Source organism: Alteromonas lipotrueiana, from assembly GCF_019249245.1.
GTDB classification, from domain to species: domain Bacteria; phylum Pseudomonadota; class Gammaproteobacteria; order Enterobacterales; family Alteromonadaceae; genus Alteromonas; species Alteromonas lipotrueiana.
Map to the genome: position 1 here is coordinate 21,085 of NZ_JAESDK010000007.1, position 15,956 is coordinate 37,040.

Consider the following 15,956-nt stretch of genomic DNA (forward strand, 5'->3'; position numbering starts at 1 on the left):
AATACTCATAAAGATGGCGGGCACTAGTATTCATTTTAAACAATCTTTGCACTCGATGGTTTAACTGCCTGAGAAAATTTCTAAATCGAGTGTTATCCACTTAATCTGTGGATAAGTTTGTTGAGTAGTTTGGGGCTTAATTGTAACTACATGATAAATAAAGAATAAAAATATTGTACAAAAAGTGTCCAGTGGATAACATATGTCAATTTGCAAGCATTTTCCACAGAGCATGTCTAGCCGCATATTCAGAAATAATTGGTTAATTCGTACTTATTTTTAGGTTAATGGTGTTGACAATGTGCTTCTTTAGGCTGAAGTAAGCCTGTTAGAGAAGGCTGAATTTAGCGAGTCAGACATGCATAATTTTTGTAAGATCGGTACATAATTAGTCATCGATCGACTATCAAAAATAATTATAAAAATGTATTTTTAAGGCGAAGTACACATTTTTACGACAACTGCTACATTATCGACATAATTATATAGCAAGAAAAGGGACTATTTTGAGCGCTCCATTAACTGTTTATGCCGGACCCAAGGCCATGAAAACCTTACATCGTTATGGGTTTCATCCTTTGTTGTTTAACTATTTTATTGGAGCATCAGGTGGGCCCAAATGGTTTGTACTGGCAGGGCTGGATCGGGTTCTGTTTCCGGAATACTTTCAACCCCGAGGGGGCCAGATTCAAATTATCGGCTCGTCAGCCGGGGCTTTCCGGGCCGCTTGTATGATTCAGCGCGATCCACTGGCGGCCATCAACCGACTCGCGAAAAGCTATTCTAATACGGTGTATTCTGCCAAACCCTCTTCGTATGAAATAACAGCCAAAGCTAAAAGCTTGCTGGCTTACATGCTGGGCGACACAGGATTAGACGACGTACTAACCAACGAACGGTTCAAAGCGCATATCATTACCGCTCGTTGCGAAGGGCTGGTGGGTCGTAGAGGTAAACTATCTCAACTGACGGGCCTGGCGATGAGCGCAGCGGGAAATCGGTTAGCCCGAAAAAACCTTCAGCGCGCCTTTACCCGTGTGGTTTTCTCAGCCCCGCATAGCCGACTTGATATTCATGATCCCTATAAATTGAAAACCGAGCACGCCATGCTGGGTTATACTAATATCAGCGATGTATTGCTGGCTTCTGGTTCTATCCCGTTAGTGCTTAACGGAGTAGATAACATTGTGGCTGCCCCGCCTGGAGTATATCGCGATGGGGGCATCATCGATTACCATTTTGATCTGGCATTTGGACCCCACCAAGGGCTTACGCTATACCCACACTTTTATCCGCGCCCGGTCACTGGGTGGTTTGACAAAAACCTGAAAAAACGGCTGGTGCATGCACAAAGCTATGACAATGTAGTGATGCTGGTACCCTCAGCCTCTTTTGTCGAGTCATTACCTTATGGCAAGATACCTGACCGAGACGACTTTAAAAATTTAGATGCTAAAACCCGAATTGCATACTGGGAAACCGTGCTTAGTGAAACAGATAGACTGGGTGAGTACTTTATGCAAATTACCGAAGATGGCTCGATAATGGACAAAATCAAGCCTCTGCCATTTGCCTGTTATCCATAATTTGTCGGAACTTGTATCTAATCAGGTACTTTTCAATTTCAAAGTCAGCCCTGCTTGTATAGTTGAGCAGGGCAGCTATAAGCGAATTGTCGCTGTTTGCTGGTTGTTGAACAATTTTTGAGAGGGACCAGCGATCTGACTGTCATCAGGCAGGTTAATGTTCGGGAAAGCGATGCGTTTCCAACAAGAATCCATTTTATTACTATTTTCATAAAATCCTCAATCGCAAAAGTGATAAGCAACGTATGAATTTAAATTCACGCCAGAAGTAAGTGGGTATTGGGTTAAATCGCTTACTTGATTGTCTAATGTTGAGGAAAAAAGGACTGATTTGATGAAATATCTAAAATCTTGTATTGCCAGTACCATACTGATGTCAGGCTTATTGGCGGAGGCAAATGCTGAACCAATAGAAGCGACAGACTTCGATTCGCTTGACTTAGGAGCAAAAATTGTAGGCCCGGTAGGGCCCGATGTAGAAGTGTCAGTAATAAACGATAGTGGCGATAGTATTGGTGACTTGCGTAGCAGTGTAAGCTGTCCTGCAGGGTTTGCAGAATGTCTGCCACCTAACACCCCTGCGGGGACCATTTATACCTATTCACACACGCTAATTCCTGGTGTAGATTTACCAAATGATGAGCCATTTCCAATGCCAGGCACACTGCTACCATTTGATGATGTGAGTGAATTTTCGTTGGGTTTTGCTGCAACTGGCTTTAATGGGATAGCAGGTTACAGTTTTTCTGAAGCGGAAGATGCTGGGGTTGAATTTACTATTGAGCATTTTGCAACAGGAGAAATAAGCTGGACGAGCAACAATTCAGACTGGGATACTGGGGAGGGAATTACTTTTTTCTGGCAAACAAGCCAGGCACCCTCGGGGCCAAGTGGCACCTATATGATTGGTAATTCAAACAGTTCAGGAGTTGGCGCTGGCCCTATTCCAAGCGCTATTGCTGTTAGCGAACCCCCAACCTATGCTTTTTTAATTTTAGGTCTGTTATTGGCGGTCAGACGATTCAATTGTTCTAAAGTTGCATAAAAAATGCCCGAACTCAGATAATTAGTGTACCACTAAAGCGTTTACGGTTTCGAGCAGCGCGATAAATTGCGAATCGGTTTGATAATCGGGAAGCCGACCCAGTCTCGGGCAAGAATGATACGGGTGCCATCGTCAGTAGGTTGAGCGAAAAAGGAAATGGTATCTGATACGCAAAGTGCCTGCTAAAAGCGCGACTGACGTAGTTCGGACGAGGGTGGGCATGTTGTGACGTTCCCGTGGTCAGGTTCACACGATCACTGTCGATAACGGCGCGCAGTTCTGCGCTCCCGCGCTGGTCGCGGATAAGCTGATTACAAACTCCTGCTTCGCCAATCCATACACCTCGTGGGCTCGCGGACTGAATGAGAACTTCAACGGATTGCCTCGGCAATATCTCCGTAAGGAGACAGACTTACGAACGGTGACGGTCATGCAGATTTCAGATATTAAGCGGGTCCTAAATGTGAGACCCAGCAAATGCCTCGGATTTAAACAGCGAGTCGTCGTGTTTGAGCAGTTACGGTGTTCAGCTTAATTGAATTAATCTCGACTTAATTTAACGATAGATGCACTTTGGGATTGAATTTGCGACTTTGTTCAACTAGTAATTACAATGTTGACTGTCAGAATTCGTTGTTTCGGACCGTAGGTATTGCCAGTCGAATTGAAGCTTATTCACTTTGCACGTAATCGAGATAGCTTGTTTGTTGTGCATCTTGCACATAAAGCACCCAAACAATACAGAATGCACAAATTGTACTTGCCAGTAGCCTTCGGCGTCGTTATTATACGCGCCGAATCAACGCACTACTGCGTTTTCATAATGCGTCTATAGCTCAGTTGGTTAGAGCGCTACCTTGACATGGTAGAGGTCCCCTGTTCGAATCAGGGTAGACGCACCATCTTCATTTCCTCTTTATTGTTTCCTCGGTTTTCAGCCGTTAAATTACCTGTAAAACACTTTCTATTTATACTCACTAGCACTATTGAAAATTCCACTATTGCTGTTCAAACCACTGCGCCACCTGCTGACGTTCAGCTGTGCTCATGGCGGGTTTGTTAATAAATGGCGTATCTGGAGTAAGCACGGTTCAATGATAAATCTGGGTGGCGAAACCTTCGAAATCCTTACCTAAGTTTAACCAGCCGCCTATTGATGCCACCTGAGAAACTTCATGACTAGGCGCCCGCGAGTGGCAACCAATACACGAGGTTTGCATAATCATCTCAAAACGCTGGTCAGGAACTATTTCTTGCGCTCTGTCTTTGTGTAAAAAGATGCGGGCAAAGTAATCTGTCAGCTATAATTCAATGCAAAAAAATGCTTGTCCTATTTGCTATTATTAAGTGAGTGAATTGCGAATGTATCGTAGCTACTCTTGGTAATGTCTAAAATGGCGACTTTCTATAAGCCGTGACCTTCACCTTTAAATCAACCTATTCAATTAAGCTTGAACCTACCCTTAATCAAGCTGCCGTGCCTGATGGAAAAGACATGGCCCCCGATATTTAAGTACCTTTTTATATAACATTGTACTAAGTATTAATTTCTTTAAGCGCTATTAACTTATAAACTACGTCCCCATTCAGATCACGATGCTTGTCATCCTGGTAAAGATGATATTGATCGCGCAACAGGAAATGCGCTCCCTACATAGGCTAGCCATTACTTGAAAATACGTGATTCATTTTAAGTGTGTGAGTAATGAGTCGGGTAACATCACAAAAGGAATCTTTGGCTAGTAACAAAAGATGGATATCAGAAGAAGAGTCATCAATAAGAGCGGACCACAATCAATTTTCACCAAGTAGTGTTCCCCTTTAACCTGCCGCAAAAAGCCAGGTACCTGTAAGCGATAGAGTGTAAAAAGTAAAAGCTGTTTGCATTTTTAAAAATGCTTTGAGAAAAACGGGATACCCCCACAAATCAGAAGTGAGAGACGTTATTTCCCTATTGACGCCTTGCTTCACACAAAAGTATGGAATTATCGATGTTTGGTCAACTTACAGTCGCAAAGCGACTTTCCCTGGGTTTTGGTTTTATTTTGTCCCTAATGATTGTTGTTAGTTTAATAGGAAATAACCGTGTGGGGTTCATCGATCAAACCCTAACCAAGGTTGCCGACGGAGCATCGGTTAAACAACGTTATGCGATAAATTTCAGAGGGAGTGTCCACGATCGTGCTATCGCTATTCGTGACGCCGTGTTGGTAGAAAAGGCCGACGACCTTCAAAAACATCTTGATGACATCGAGCAACTCAAAGCATTTTATCTTGCGTCGTCAGGCCCTATGGACAAAATGTTTCAAGAGAATGGTTCCAGCAGCCGTGAGAAACAGCTTTTGATGTCTATCAAAGATATTCAGGAACGTGCCCTTGCGCTGACTGATGAACTACTGGAACGCCGTTTGTCAGGGAATATCAGCGGCGCCCGCGCTTTTTTACTTGAAGAAGTGTCAACAGCTTACAGTGAATGGCTTAAGCGTGTTAACGCGTTTATAGATTATCAGGAAGGTGTGATTGCAGGTGATGTAAATGCTGTGCGTGATACAGCAAGTCGTTTCAATGCATTAATCTTATCGGTAACTGGCGCGGCGATGATGGCAGGTGGGCTGATTGCCTGGGTAATTATACGCAGACTGAACCGAATTCTCGGGGCAGAGCCCGAGGAAGTTGCCGAGGCCATCCGACGCTTGGCTGATGGGCAGCTTGATCAAGATATTAAAGCCGACAATTCGGCCAGTGTTATGGGGGCGCTACAAGATACACTAAACCGCTTAGCCGACACGATTCGGCAAGTACGCGGGGCAGCAGAGGAGTTGACTCAGTCATCTTCTGAGCTCGAAAATACGTCAGATAATAATAGCCAACAAATCCGAATTCAGGCCAGCGAAGCTAAGAAGATGGCGACAGCTGTAAGCCAGATGGCAGAGACCGTAAATGAAGTCGCTGGTTTTGCAGCAAATGCCGCTAATGCAACACAAAAGGCAGATAATGAGGTGGAGAGCGGCAACCGTGTGGTTCAGGAAACTAATAACTTCATCGGTCAACTGGCGGGCACCCTTGAAAAAGCGACTCAGACGGTACAAAGGGTATCGGAAGATAGCGCCAATATTGAAAAGATCATTGAAGTCATTAATGCAATTGCGGATCAAACCAACCTGCTTGCACTGAATGCGGCGATTGAAGCTGCTCGGGCGGGCTCACATGGTAGGGGCTTTGCAGTCGTAGCCGACGAAGTTCGTTCATTGGCGTCAAGAACACAGGAATCGACGCGAGAAATTAAGGAAATGGTCGGAAACTTACAATCTGGGGCCAGTGAGGCGGCAGCGGTTATGCAAAGCAGTCGTGAATTAGCTCGGACTACTGTGGATAAAACCAGCGACGCAGAAGCCGCATTGCATCGCATTCGCGAAGAAGTAGGCGCTATCAACAACATGAATGCGCAGATTGCACGAGCTTCTGAAGCGCAGAGTTCAGTGGCTGAGGAAGTCAACCGAAATATTAATCAAATCCACGAGGCGACCGTTCAGACCTCAGCGGGTTCACAGAAGATGGTAGACGCCAGCCGCGCTCTGGCTGTATTGGCTGGCCAGTTACGTTCACGCGTAAGTGTATTTCGCCTTAAAGACTGAATATAAATAGACGCGGGTGGCTAGGTAGTTACCCGCTGGCATCAACACATAGGTTGGCAAGCATGTTTGTATGTCTTGTACAGATAATTACTCAATATCAACATTTAAAAATTGAGAATTTCTTATATCAAATGCTACAACCTATGAATTAATTTCACTTTTTAGCCTCTACCGCTGTAGCAGCTTTTCTATCCATACATAAAAATTTCTCAATGGCGATTTAGTTGTGTTGAGTACAACCAATAGCAGTCAGTCACGGTGTCTGAGTTACAAATAAAAGCCTGGATCACGAATTATGTTTATCTCACTCCGGCATTCAAAATGTATAGACCAGGGTTACACCGTAATCAATGTCGGTTTTTTTAACATCTGAAAAGGGCGTTGAATTATGCTTTACCTCAATATCAAACCCTATACTTAAAGAAGGCCTGATGGGGAAATTAATACTGCCAACGCCCAGCATGCGCAAGTCGCTCAGATCATCGACAGCCGGTTGGATGTACGTCGAAGCTGAAACTACATAGGGGAAGTCACCTGTATGGCGGTATACCAGATTGGTGTAAACATTTGCTCTTATTGTATCTTCTGTCACAGAAGTTTGCTCTGAGGTCTCTGACTCGTAAAACAGCCCTGTACCGACAATAAACTGTCTTTCAGCGTTGCTGTTCTTTACTTCATTACGCCATCTCACATTAGCGCCAATCAAGCTGCGGCCTGAAATGTCGGCAAAGTCATCGTACTGGTATTGCACAAAAAGCTCGGAATCAATCGATTTTCCAAATTGATCCTGACGCACCCATCTGCCATGTAAAAATAGTTCATCTTCGTCTCTGATATCGTTTGTTTCTGAATAGCTATAGTCACCGATGAGAACATAAAGATCGGTACTTTTCTTATACCGCAGTAAACCATTGGCGCTATATTCTTGCTCGTCTTTATTTCCAGACTGTCCATTAATACTCAATCCGGCTTCACCGCTTATCCCCTCCGGTGGGGTTATCAACACGTTGATGGGCACAATTGCCTGCGCTGGCTGGCTGAAACAACAATACGTTAATGCTGCCACAAGACATTGTGTGCGCTGCACTGTGTTGCGGTGGTTACTTCGGTTTGGCATACAATTTTGTCCTTGTCTGAGGGGGTGTGGTGAGCAAAAAAGAGGCGTAGTTCTGCCAGAGTTATCAAAGGGTATGTAATTTAGCATTGAGATTGATAACAGACCAAATTATTGTGGTGGCAAAGGGCTATACGATAAAACGTTGAATATAGATAAGGTGTATTTCAGGTTATTTCTGAGACGTATAAGCCGTTAAGGCTCACATCTGGCTATGCACGAGATACGTTAAGTGTAGAGGAGAAGTAGCAAAGTGCAGTACGCCTGAACGCTGAATAATTTTTGCATATCGTTCAATAGTTAATAGAGAAAAAAGTTATTAGAGTTAACAGAGGGGAGTTAACAGGACAGTCACTCAGGGCTTACGAGTAGGGCGTTAATTTAAGCTCAGAAAGTGACTGTCCTGTCTTCTGCTTCCTATTTTCTGCTATCGCTGCTCAAACCACTGCGCGACCTGCTGACGTTCAGCGGCGCTCATATTGGTTTTATTTAAAAATGGCATATCCTGGGTAACCACGGTGCGCCGGTAAATCTGGGTGGCGAAACGTTCAAAATCCTCAGGTCTGTCCAACACTACGCCCATTGGGGCCACCTGAAAAACCGCGTGGGTGGGCGCGCGTGAGTGGCAGCTAATACAGTGGGTTTGCATAATTTTGTGAAATCTTTGGTCAGAAACCTTTTCTGACGCTGTTTCACTGGGTATGGCGTTATCGGCAGTGTATTCTTGGGGCGCAGTAGACGCTTGCGGCCAGCTAACCATAGCGGCAATAATCATCATGGCAGCGCCGGCACTGATAAGCACCCAGGGTCTGTGAATGCCCGTATGCCGAAGATTGAAATAATGCCGGGCCCAGGCGGCGGTAAGCATAAGCGCAATTAATATCGCACCACTGTGGTTATGCTGATAGGTCTGCGGATAGTGATTGCTGATCATAATGAATACAATCGGCAGGGTCAGATAATTATTATGTACCGAGCGCAGTTTGGCCTGTTCGCCCCAGCGGGGATCGATGGTGGCCCCGGCGGCCACGGCGGCAACCATTTTTTTCTGATTCGGAATAATGGTCAGCAGCACATTGGCCACCATAATGGTGCCAATTAATGCCCCTACGTGGATATAGGCGCCCCGGCCGCTAAACATATGCGTTGCCAGCCATGTGGTGACCGCTAATAATATCACCAAACCTGATGCAAACCGCTTTGGATAACGGGCCGCTGGGCTCCTGCAGGCCAGCTCGTACAAGACAAACGGTCCAAAAATCAGTCCCAGACCTAAGCCTACTGCTTGCGCTGGGCTTAACGGCATTACTTCAGTATCAATCAGATATACCGGGGCCGATAAATAATAGATAAACACCAGTAATGCAAAGCCGCTTAACCAGGTACTGTAGGCTTCCCATTTGAACCAGTGTAAAGGTTGGGGTATGGTTTTGGGGCCGTAGGCGTATTTGGATATTTCGTAAAAGCCGCCGCTGTGAATGGCCCACAAATCGCCTTTAATACCGGCTTTATGTTTGGCAAGTGGGGGCTTTTGCAGATGGCTGTCGAGCCAGATAAAATAAAACGAGGCACCAATCCAGGCAATACCGGCAATAACGTGAAACCAGCGTACCAGTAACGAAATCCAGTCTAACCATGGTGCCATCGTGTTATTCCTTTTGTTGCTGATACCGGCACACGCCGGCCACCCAGGTTTGTTCAATCGCCCGGTCATCGCCTAGCATGCTTAAGGCAAACAGCATGTCCTGCGCCGAGTGAGAATCTGCCAGCCGCAGGCGGCTAAGCTCATCAAATGCTGGTTTAATAATAACAAAGTCAGCATGACTGCCCGGATTCAGATTACCAATTTCTTGCTCAAGTCCGTAAGCCACTGCCGGTCCCTGAGTCATCATATACAAACCGGAAAGGGGCGAGAGCGGATCTTGCTGCAGCTGCGAAATCTTATAACCTTCACCATAGGTTTTTAGCATATTAAAAGTGGTACCGGCGCCCACATCGGTAGCCAGGGCTACGTGCACATGATTTTGCCGGGCTTTAGAAAAATTAAACAGGCCGCTGCCTAAAAACAGATTAGACGTGGGACAGAAAGCTGCGGTGGCACCGCTTTCGCCCAAACGTTGCCATTCATCATCGGTAAGATGAATACAATGACCAAATACCGAACGCTCGCGCACCATATGATATTTGTCATAAACATCCAGATACCCCTCGCATTCAGGGTACAGCGATTTCACCCATTCTATTTCTTCCAGGTTTTCAGACAGATGAGTTTGAATAAACACGTCGCCATACTGCTGGGCCAGCTCGCCTAACGCGGCCATTTGGTGTTCGGTGCTGGTAGGGGCAAAACGCGGCGTTAACGCGTAGCGGTTACGGCCCTTATTGTGCCAGCGTTCAATCAACTGCGCAGATTCACGCTGTGCCTGACTGGCAGAGTCTTGTAGATACGGCGGACAATTACGGTCCATACACACCTTACCGGCGATCAGTGCCATATTAAGCTCGCTGGCACAGCCAAATAAGGTATCAGTGGCACTGGCGTGTACGGTGCCAAAAACCAGCCCGGTGGTGGTGCCATTTTTCAGTAGTTGCTGCAAAAAGCTCTGGCTGATCTGGCGGGCATAGGTCTCGTCTTTAAACTTATCTTCGGTAGGAAAGGTGTAGCTTTCAAGCCAGTGCAAAAGTTGCTTGCCATAGCAGGCAATCATTTCGGTTTGCGGGTAGTGCAAATGGCTGTCAATAAAACCGGGTACTATCCAGTGATGTTTAAAATCATAAACCCGGGCATCTTTATATTTTTTGGCCAGCTCATCGTACTGGCCTACAGCCAGAATTTTGTCATTTTGAATGACCAGCGCACCATCATGCACACTGTATAAATCGGAATCGGGCGATAAGCTCGCCTTAGGAAAATGCGCCAGATTGGCGCGAAATAAAAGTTGGGTGGTCACTAACTGCCTCGGTAACTACTAAAACCAAATGGGGAGATCAGCAGCGGAACATGATAATGGCTGCTCTGATCGCCCAGAAGAAAACTGATATCTACAAACGGATAAAATGACTGGCCATGGGTTTGGCATAAGTAAGTCTGACAATGAAAACGTAAGCGGTATTCGCCCGCCAATAGCTCAATATGTTGCCATTGATTACAGCGGCCATCATCATCAGTGTATGTTTGCAGACTATCGCCGCGGCAAGTGTAAAGGGTAATAGGTAATCCGGCTACCGGTTTTCCGGCTGTGGTATCTAATACATGACTGGATAACGTGTTCATCAGGCATCATCCACTTTCAGGTTGCTGTGAATACGTGACAACGTAATATCAATCTGGTGCTGAGCAGCAATAGCCATCTCAGTTTCGGTTGGGTTTTTCAGCCGGCTTTGCATTTGTTGTAACAAGGTGTCAGCACTCATGCCTTTAGCAAAGACAATAAAAATAAACCCATGTTTTTTAAGATACGCCTGGTTCAGTGTTTTAAGTGCTTGTAATGTGGCCCCATTGGCAGTGGCAGCCTGTTGCTGTTCATGTGCAGAATGTTGTAAAAAGGCTTCGTCGGTATCGTACAAGGCTTTAAAATCACCAATCATTGGGTGTGCCGCAAAAGCTTCTAAATAATCGCTTTTTTGCATTTTTTGCCAGTGCTGTTCGGCATGTTGAATCAATTGTTGCTGGCTTGAATAAGGACGGTGCTCAACCATCATACTGATCCAGCTTTTAGCCGCACAGGCTTGACTGAACCATTGCCTAGCACCGGGTACTGATAACGTATTGAGTTGTTCAAGCGTCATGATTTTCCTCCTTCGCCTTAGATGTAATAAGGTCGGTGGGCGCAGTTTCAGATTGATGTAACAGGGTTATCAGCTGAGCGCTGATTGATACCGCCACCTCCACCGGCCGCTTGCCGGGAATATCTAACCGACCTACAGGGGTAATGAGTTTTGTCCGTTTAGAGCAGGGCAGTCCTCGTTGTGCCAGCCGGTAGTCAAATCGTTTAGCTTTGGTCTCAGAGCCAATCATTCCGACAAATCTAAAATCATGCTTTCTTAGTGCCGTCTCTGCCAGGGTATAATCAATCTGATGATTGTGGGTCAAAATAAGCAACCAGCTGTGGCCGGGTAAATCAGCTAATATCGCACTGGGATCCTCCTCCACCTTGGTGTTTACATTAGCAAAAGCGGGAAGCCCGTTAAACGCATCGCTACGACTGTCGACCCAGGTGATGGCCAGCGGCAACTGCGCTATTATCGGGATTAGCGCCTGCGCCACATGGCCAGCACCAAACACGGTTAGCGGCTGCGCCGGGCAGTAATTGGCTTCGAATAAAACTTTTGCCGCACCCCCGCAACACTGTCCCAGGCGTGCGCTTAGCGCAAAAGTCTCCAGCACCGGCGCCTGCACAGTGTCAGTCAGCATTTTGCGGGCCTGGGAAATTGCCACAAATTCCAGATGCCCGCCACCAATGGTGTCGTACTGACCGGTGCTGGTGACCACCATCTTAGCGCCGGCTTCACGGGGGGTAGAGCCTGTTACCGAAATCACAGTTATCAACACATAGTTGAGGCTGTGGGTGTAGCAGTGCTGCAATGCTTCGTGCCAGTTAGAAACGCTCATAGCGCAGGCTCCCGGACATCAGCCACTGCCTGTGTCTGTGTCTGCATGGCCATCACCGCCCATAGCACTTTTTCGGGCGTGGCAGGTGGGTCTAGCTGCGGGTCCAGTCGGTAATCACTGATGCTGGAAATAGCATCTTTTAAGGCGCACCAGACCGAGATGGCCAACATAAATGGTGGCTCGCCCACGGCTTTGGAATGATAAATACTGTCTTCGTTATTTGGCGTTTGATACAACTGGGTATTAAATATTGGCGGGGTGTCCCCAATAGCCGGAATTTTATAGGTGGCCATATTCATACTGATAAGGCGTCCTTTGTCATCCCAGCGCAAATCTTCGGTGGTCAGCCAGCCCATTCCCTGAATAAACGCCCCTTCTATCTGGCCGGTGTCAATGGCCGGATTCAGGCTGGTGCCAACATCGTGCACAATGTCTACCTGGTTCACGCTATATTCGCCGGTTAAGATGTCGATGCTTACCTCGCTGACCGCCGCGCCATAGGCGAAGTAAAAAAATGGTCGGCCGTTGGCTTTATCCCGGTCGTAATAAATTTTCGGGGTTTTGTAAAAGCCGGTTGCCGATAAAGATACCCGGGCTAAATAAGCCTGCTGCACGAGTTCACAAAAGCCGATGACGTGCTGACCTACACACACTTGCGTGTTGGCAAAACGCACTTTAGCACCGGGTAGCTGCAGCGACTGCGTGTAAAAGTCAGCCAGCCGCTGCTTTATTTCACGACAGGCATTGCTAACCGCTTTACCATTTAAGTCGGTACCACTTGAGGCCGCAGTCGGTGAGGTATTGGGCACTTTATCGGTACGCGTGGCCGTGACTTCAATCTGCGTTATCTCTACGCCAAATTCATGGGCCGCTATTTGCGCGATTTTGGTGTGTAGTCCCTGGCCCATTTCGGTGCCGCCATGGTTAACCTGAATACTGCCATCGGTATAAATATGAACCAGTGCCCCGGCCTGATTTAAAAATTTTGCGGTAAATGAGATGCCAAATTTCACCGGTGTCAACGCCAGGCCTTTTTTAATAATGGGGCTTTGGGCATTGAACGCTCGCAGTTGTTCGCGGCGCTTCCAATACTGCGCGTTTTTTTCAAGCTGAGCAATAATATCGGGCAGCCTGTTGCCGGTAACCGTCATGCCATAATGAGTTTGGGTGCCGGTAGCCTCAGAATACAAATTCTGTTTTCGCACCTGCAGGGGATCAAGCTGCAACTTACGGGCAATGCCATCCATGATAGCCTCGGCGGCTAACATTCCCTGAGGGCCACCAAAGCCGCGAAAGGCGGTATTGGAGACGGTATTGGTGCGCACGCGGTGTCCGGTTACGGTACTTTGGCCAGCATAATACGCGTTATCAGCATGAAACATCGCCCGGTCGACAATAGCATCTGACAAATCAGGCGAGCAGCCACAATTGCCCGTAACCTCTATTACGCTGGCCTGTAACTGGCCGTTAGGGTCGAACCCGATGTTAAAGCTATTTTTAAACGGGTGCCGTTTTCCGGTTAACTGCATGTCGTGGCTGCGGGCCAGTCTGAACTTAACGGCGCGCTTATTTCGGCTGGCCAGCACGGCTGCCAGACACGCCCATTGCGCGGTCTGAGTTTCTTTACCACCAAAACCGCCACCCATCCGACGCGTGTCTACACACACCTTGTGTAGCCCCACATTCAGTACCTCGGCTACCAGCTTTTGCACTTCACTGGGATGCTGACTTGATGCGTAAATTAGCATGCGATCTTCTTCTTCAGGAATGGCTAATGCTACCTGACCTTCCAGATACATATGTTCCTGACCGCCGATGCTTAAGGTGCCTTCGAGCTGATGGGCACAAGTGCTTATTACGGCTTCGGCATTGCCGGTTTGCATAGTGTGCGACGGGCGAACCAATGCCTGTTGAGCCAGTGCTTCGTCAATATGTAGTTGCGGCGTGGTCGCCGCTATGTGTATCTGACCTTTGCTGGCTGCCTGCCGTGCATGGGTAACGGTGTCGGCCAGCACCGCAAAAACTGGCTGCCCGTGAAATAATATGTTTTGGTCAGCAAGAATAGGATCACCCTCAAAAACCGGGGCAATATCGGTTTTACCGGGAATATCAGCCACGGTGATAACATCGATGACGCCGGGTGCCTGGCGAACCGCATCAAGATCGATACGCTTAATCTGGCCGGCGCTTTCATTGCTGACTCCTACCGCAGCGTACGCAGTATTTGAAGGCACCGGAATATCATCGGTATAACGGGCGCTGCCCGCTACCTGCCGAACCGCGCTTTCATGGGGGACAGCCTTATTTAACGGGCTTTGGGTTTCAGTGTTCGACGAGGTAAAAGCCGTCATTCCCTTTGATAGTTTACGCATGGTAACGCACCCGGGTAGCAATTTGCTTGTTGTGAATCTTATCTGGGGTTTTTTCCAGCGTTTGATTTTGGTATTGCAATACAAATCGGTGCCATAAATTGGCGACCAACTGTTGTCGGTAAAGTGCACTGGCACGCACATCGTTTATGGGACTAAAAGTATCGGCCAGCCATTGCTTGGCGTGTTTAAGTGACTGGGTGTCGAGCAGATTGTGACCAGCCATGTGTTGCTCAAAATCAAGTGCGACCGCGGGTGTGGCCGCCATTCCCCCAAAGCCGGTAGATAGGGCCGTGATGTTATGCTGTTTATCCGCTGTAACTATAAAAACCGCACAGACTGCTGAAATATCGTCTTCAAAGCGCTTTGATACTTTGTATGCTGCCAGGTGCTGGTCAAGCTGTAACAAAGGCAGTTCGATACAGCTAAGCCAAAAACCTTTGGGCAGAGCAGTTTCGCGGTATCCGGTATAAAAGTTTCGGGCGGCCACAGTACGCTGTTCTGCACCGTTATCAATAATAAATCGAGCCTTAAGCGCCAGCATAAGCGGGGGCAAATCGCCAATAGGCGAGGCATTTACAAGGTTACCCCCTAAGGTGGCCTGCTTACGTACTGGCAATGAGGCAAATCGTTCGATCAGCTCAGTGAGCGTTGGGTAGTATTTGCAGCAAAGCTGGTGCAGGTCATCTAGTGTGCAAGCCGCGCCTATTTTTACCAGCGTCTGCGTATGGACAATGGTTTTCAATTCGGCAATTTGCGTCAGACTTATTAGTGTCGGGTAGTGTCGAAACTGTTGAGTAATGGTCAGGCTGACATCGGTGCTGCCTGCCACTAAAGGGGCATCGGGATAGTTTTTCATACAATGTTGTAACGCCTCGCGGCTGGTAGGCATTAGCAAACCGGCGCCGTTTATGGCTGGATTATCTTTGTTTGCGGTTTGTGTTGAGTTGTTTTTCGTTAGCTGTTTTTGGGGGGCATCAGCTGAGCTTCGCAGCGCCAGTAAGGCGCTAATGGTGGTGGCCTGCTGCGCTTTAAAATTATCGGCAACGACGTTATTGCACACACTTAAGGCAGCATCAATAATTGGCCGGTAGCCGGTACAGCGACATAAATTACCCGATAATGCGTACTCAACATCGTGACGCTTCACAGCATCGGTGTTGTGATACAGCGCAAACATCGACATGACAAAACCAGGGGTACAAAAGCCACATTGACTACCATGATGCTCCACCAGTGCCTGTTGTACCGGGTGTAACTGCTGATGCTCGCTCAGGTGTTCTACACAAATCAGTTGTTTAAGATGCAGCGATGAAAGCAGGGCAATACAGCTGTTGATGGGGGCGTAATGCAGCCGCTGCTGGCAAGAAGAAAGCTCGGCAAGTACCACGGTACAGGCACCGCAATCACCCGCAGCGCAGCCTTCCTTGGTTCCAGTGAGTTCGCGTGTCTCACGTAAAAACTGCAATATGGTCTGATTAGCCTCAGCCGTAGATAAACTTACTGGCGTATCGTTTAACAAAAAGCGAACCATGGTGCAGCCCTTTTGTCGCTGATATATAAGTTTACTATAGCTTGCTTTTTAAACGAAAAGT

The 15,956-nt window shown here is 47.2% G+C and carries 11 protein-coding genes, 1 tRNA gene and 1 pseudogene; 5 read left to right on the top strand and 8 right to left on the bottom strand.

Annotated elements, in window-relative coordinates:
* Positions 1 to 545 precede the first annotated feature (545 nt).
* The 5 genes and pseudogenes from JK130_RS06505 (at position 546) to JK130_RS06520 (ending at position 6,266) form a co-directional block, all read left to right on the top strand.
* Positions 546 to 1,586 carry a patatin-like phospholipase family protein gene (locus JK130_RS06505; RefSeq protein ID WP_218353609.1) on the top strand — a complete coding sequence of 347 codons (1,041 nt, stop codon included), beginning with the start codon at positions 546 to 548 and terminating at the stop codon, positions 1,584 to 1,586.
* A 334-nt stretch (positions 1,587 to 1,920) separates the two neighbouring features.
* Positions 1,921 to 2,631, top strand: coding sequence for an exosortase, PEP-CTERM interaction domain protein (locus JK130_RS06510; protein WP_218353508.1), 711 nt, complete (start codon positions 1,921 to 1,923; stop codon positions 2,629 to 2,631).
* A gap of 74 nt (positions 2,632 to 2,705) precedes the next feature.
* Positions 2,706 to 3,166 (top strand): annotated as a pseudogene (locus tag JK130_RS16815) (IS30 family transposase); the annotation flags it as partial.
* A 290-nt stretch (positions 3,167 to 3,456) separates the two neighbouring features.
* A tRNA-Val gene (locus JK130_RS06515) sits at positions 3,457 to 3,533 on the top strand.
* 1,089 nt (positions 3,534 to 4,622) lie between these two features.
* On the top strand, positions 4,623 to 6,266 hold the full coding sequence (locus tag JK130_RS06520) for a methyl-accepting chemotaxis protein (RefSeq protein WP_218353509.1): 1,644 nt from the start codon (positions 4,623 to 4,625) through the stop codon (positions 6,264 to 6,266).
* A 316-nt stretch (positions 6,267 to 6,582) separates the two neighbouring features.
* On the opposite strand, the gene JK130_RS06525 is transcribed toward JK130_RS06520, so the two are convergent.
* The 8 genes from JK130_RS06525 to xdhA form a co-directional block, all read right to left on the bottom strand.
* Positions 6,583 to 7,383, bottom strand: coding sequence for a DUF481 domain-containing protein (locus tag JK130_RS06525; RefSeq protein ID WP_218353510.1), 801 nt, complete (start codon positions 7,381 to 7,383; stop codon positions 6,583 to 6,585).
* A gap of 424 nt (positions 7,384 to 7,807) precedes the next feature.
* Positions 7,808 to 9,025 carry a urate hydroxylase PuuD gene (locus JK130_RS06530; protein ID WP_218353511.1) on the bottom strand — a complete coding sequence of 406 codons (1,218 nt, stop codon included), beginning with the start codon at positions 9,023 to 9,025 and terminating at the stop codon, positions 7,808 to 7,810.
* 4 nt (positions 9,026 to 9,029) lie between these two features.
* Positions 9,030 to 10,331, bottom strand: coding sequence for a guanine deaminase (gene guaD / locus JK130_RS06535; RefSeq protein WP_218353512.1), 1,302 nt, complete (start codon positions 10,329 to 10,331; stop codon positions 9,030 to 9,032).
* Positions 10,331 to 10,654, bottom strand: a complete 324-nt coding sequence (gene uraH, locus JK130_RS06540) for a hydroxyisourate hydrolase (RefSeq protein ID WP_218353513.1) — start codon at positions 10,652 to 10,654, stop codon at positions 10,331 to 10,333. The genes guaD and uraH overlap by 1 nt, the downstream gene beginning before the upstream one ends.
* Positions 10,654 to 11,169 (bottom strand): 2-oxo-4-hydroxy-4-carboxy-5-ureidoimidazoline decarboxylase, encoded by a 516-nt coding sequence (locus JK130_RS06545; RefSeq protein WP_218353514.1) that lies wholly within the window; start codon positions 11,167 to 11,169, stop codon positions 10,654 to 10,656. The genes uraH and JK130_RS06545 overlap by 1 nt, the downstream gene beginning before the upstream one ends.
* The gene (gene xdhC, locus JK130_RS06550; protein WP_218353515.1) at positions 11,159 to 11,992 is read right to left on the bottom strand and encodes a xanthine dehydrogenase accessory protein XdhC; all 834 of its coding nucleotides are present in this window, start codon (positions 11,990 to 11,992) and stop codon (positions 11,159 to 11,161) included. The genes JK130_RS06545 and xdhC overlap by 11 nt, the downstream gene beginning before the upstream one ends.
* On the bottom strand, positions 11,989 to 14,364 hold the full coding sequence (gene xdhB, locus JK130_RS06555; RefSeq protein ID WP_218353516.1) for a xanthine dehydrogenase molybdopterin binding subunit: 2,376 nt from the start codon (positions 14,362 to 14,364) through the stop codon (positions 11,989 to 11,991). Before xdhB ends, xdhC begins: the two co-directional genes overlap by 4 nt.
* On the bottom strand, positions 14,357 to 15,895 hold the full coding sequence (gene xdhA / locus JK130_RS06560) for a xanthine dehydrogenase small subunit (protein WP_218353517.1): 1,539 nt from the start codon (positions 15,893 to 15,895) through the stop codon (positions 14,357 to 14,359). The genes xdhB and xdhA overlap by 8 nt, the downstream gene beginning before the upstream one ends.
* Positions 15,896 to 15,956: the final 61 nt, after the last annotated feature.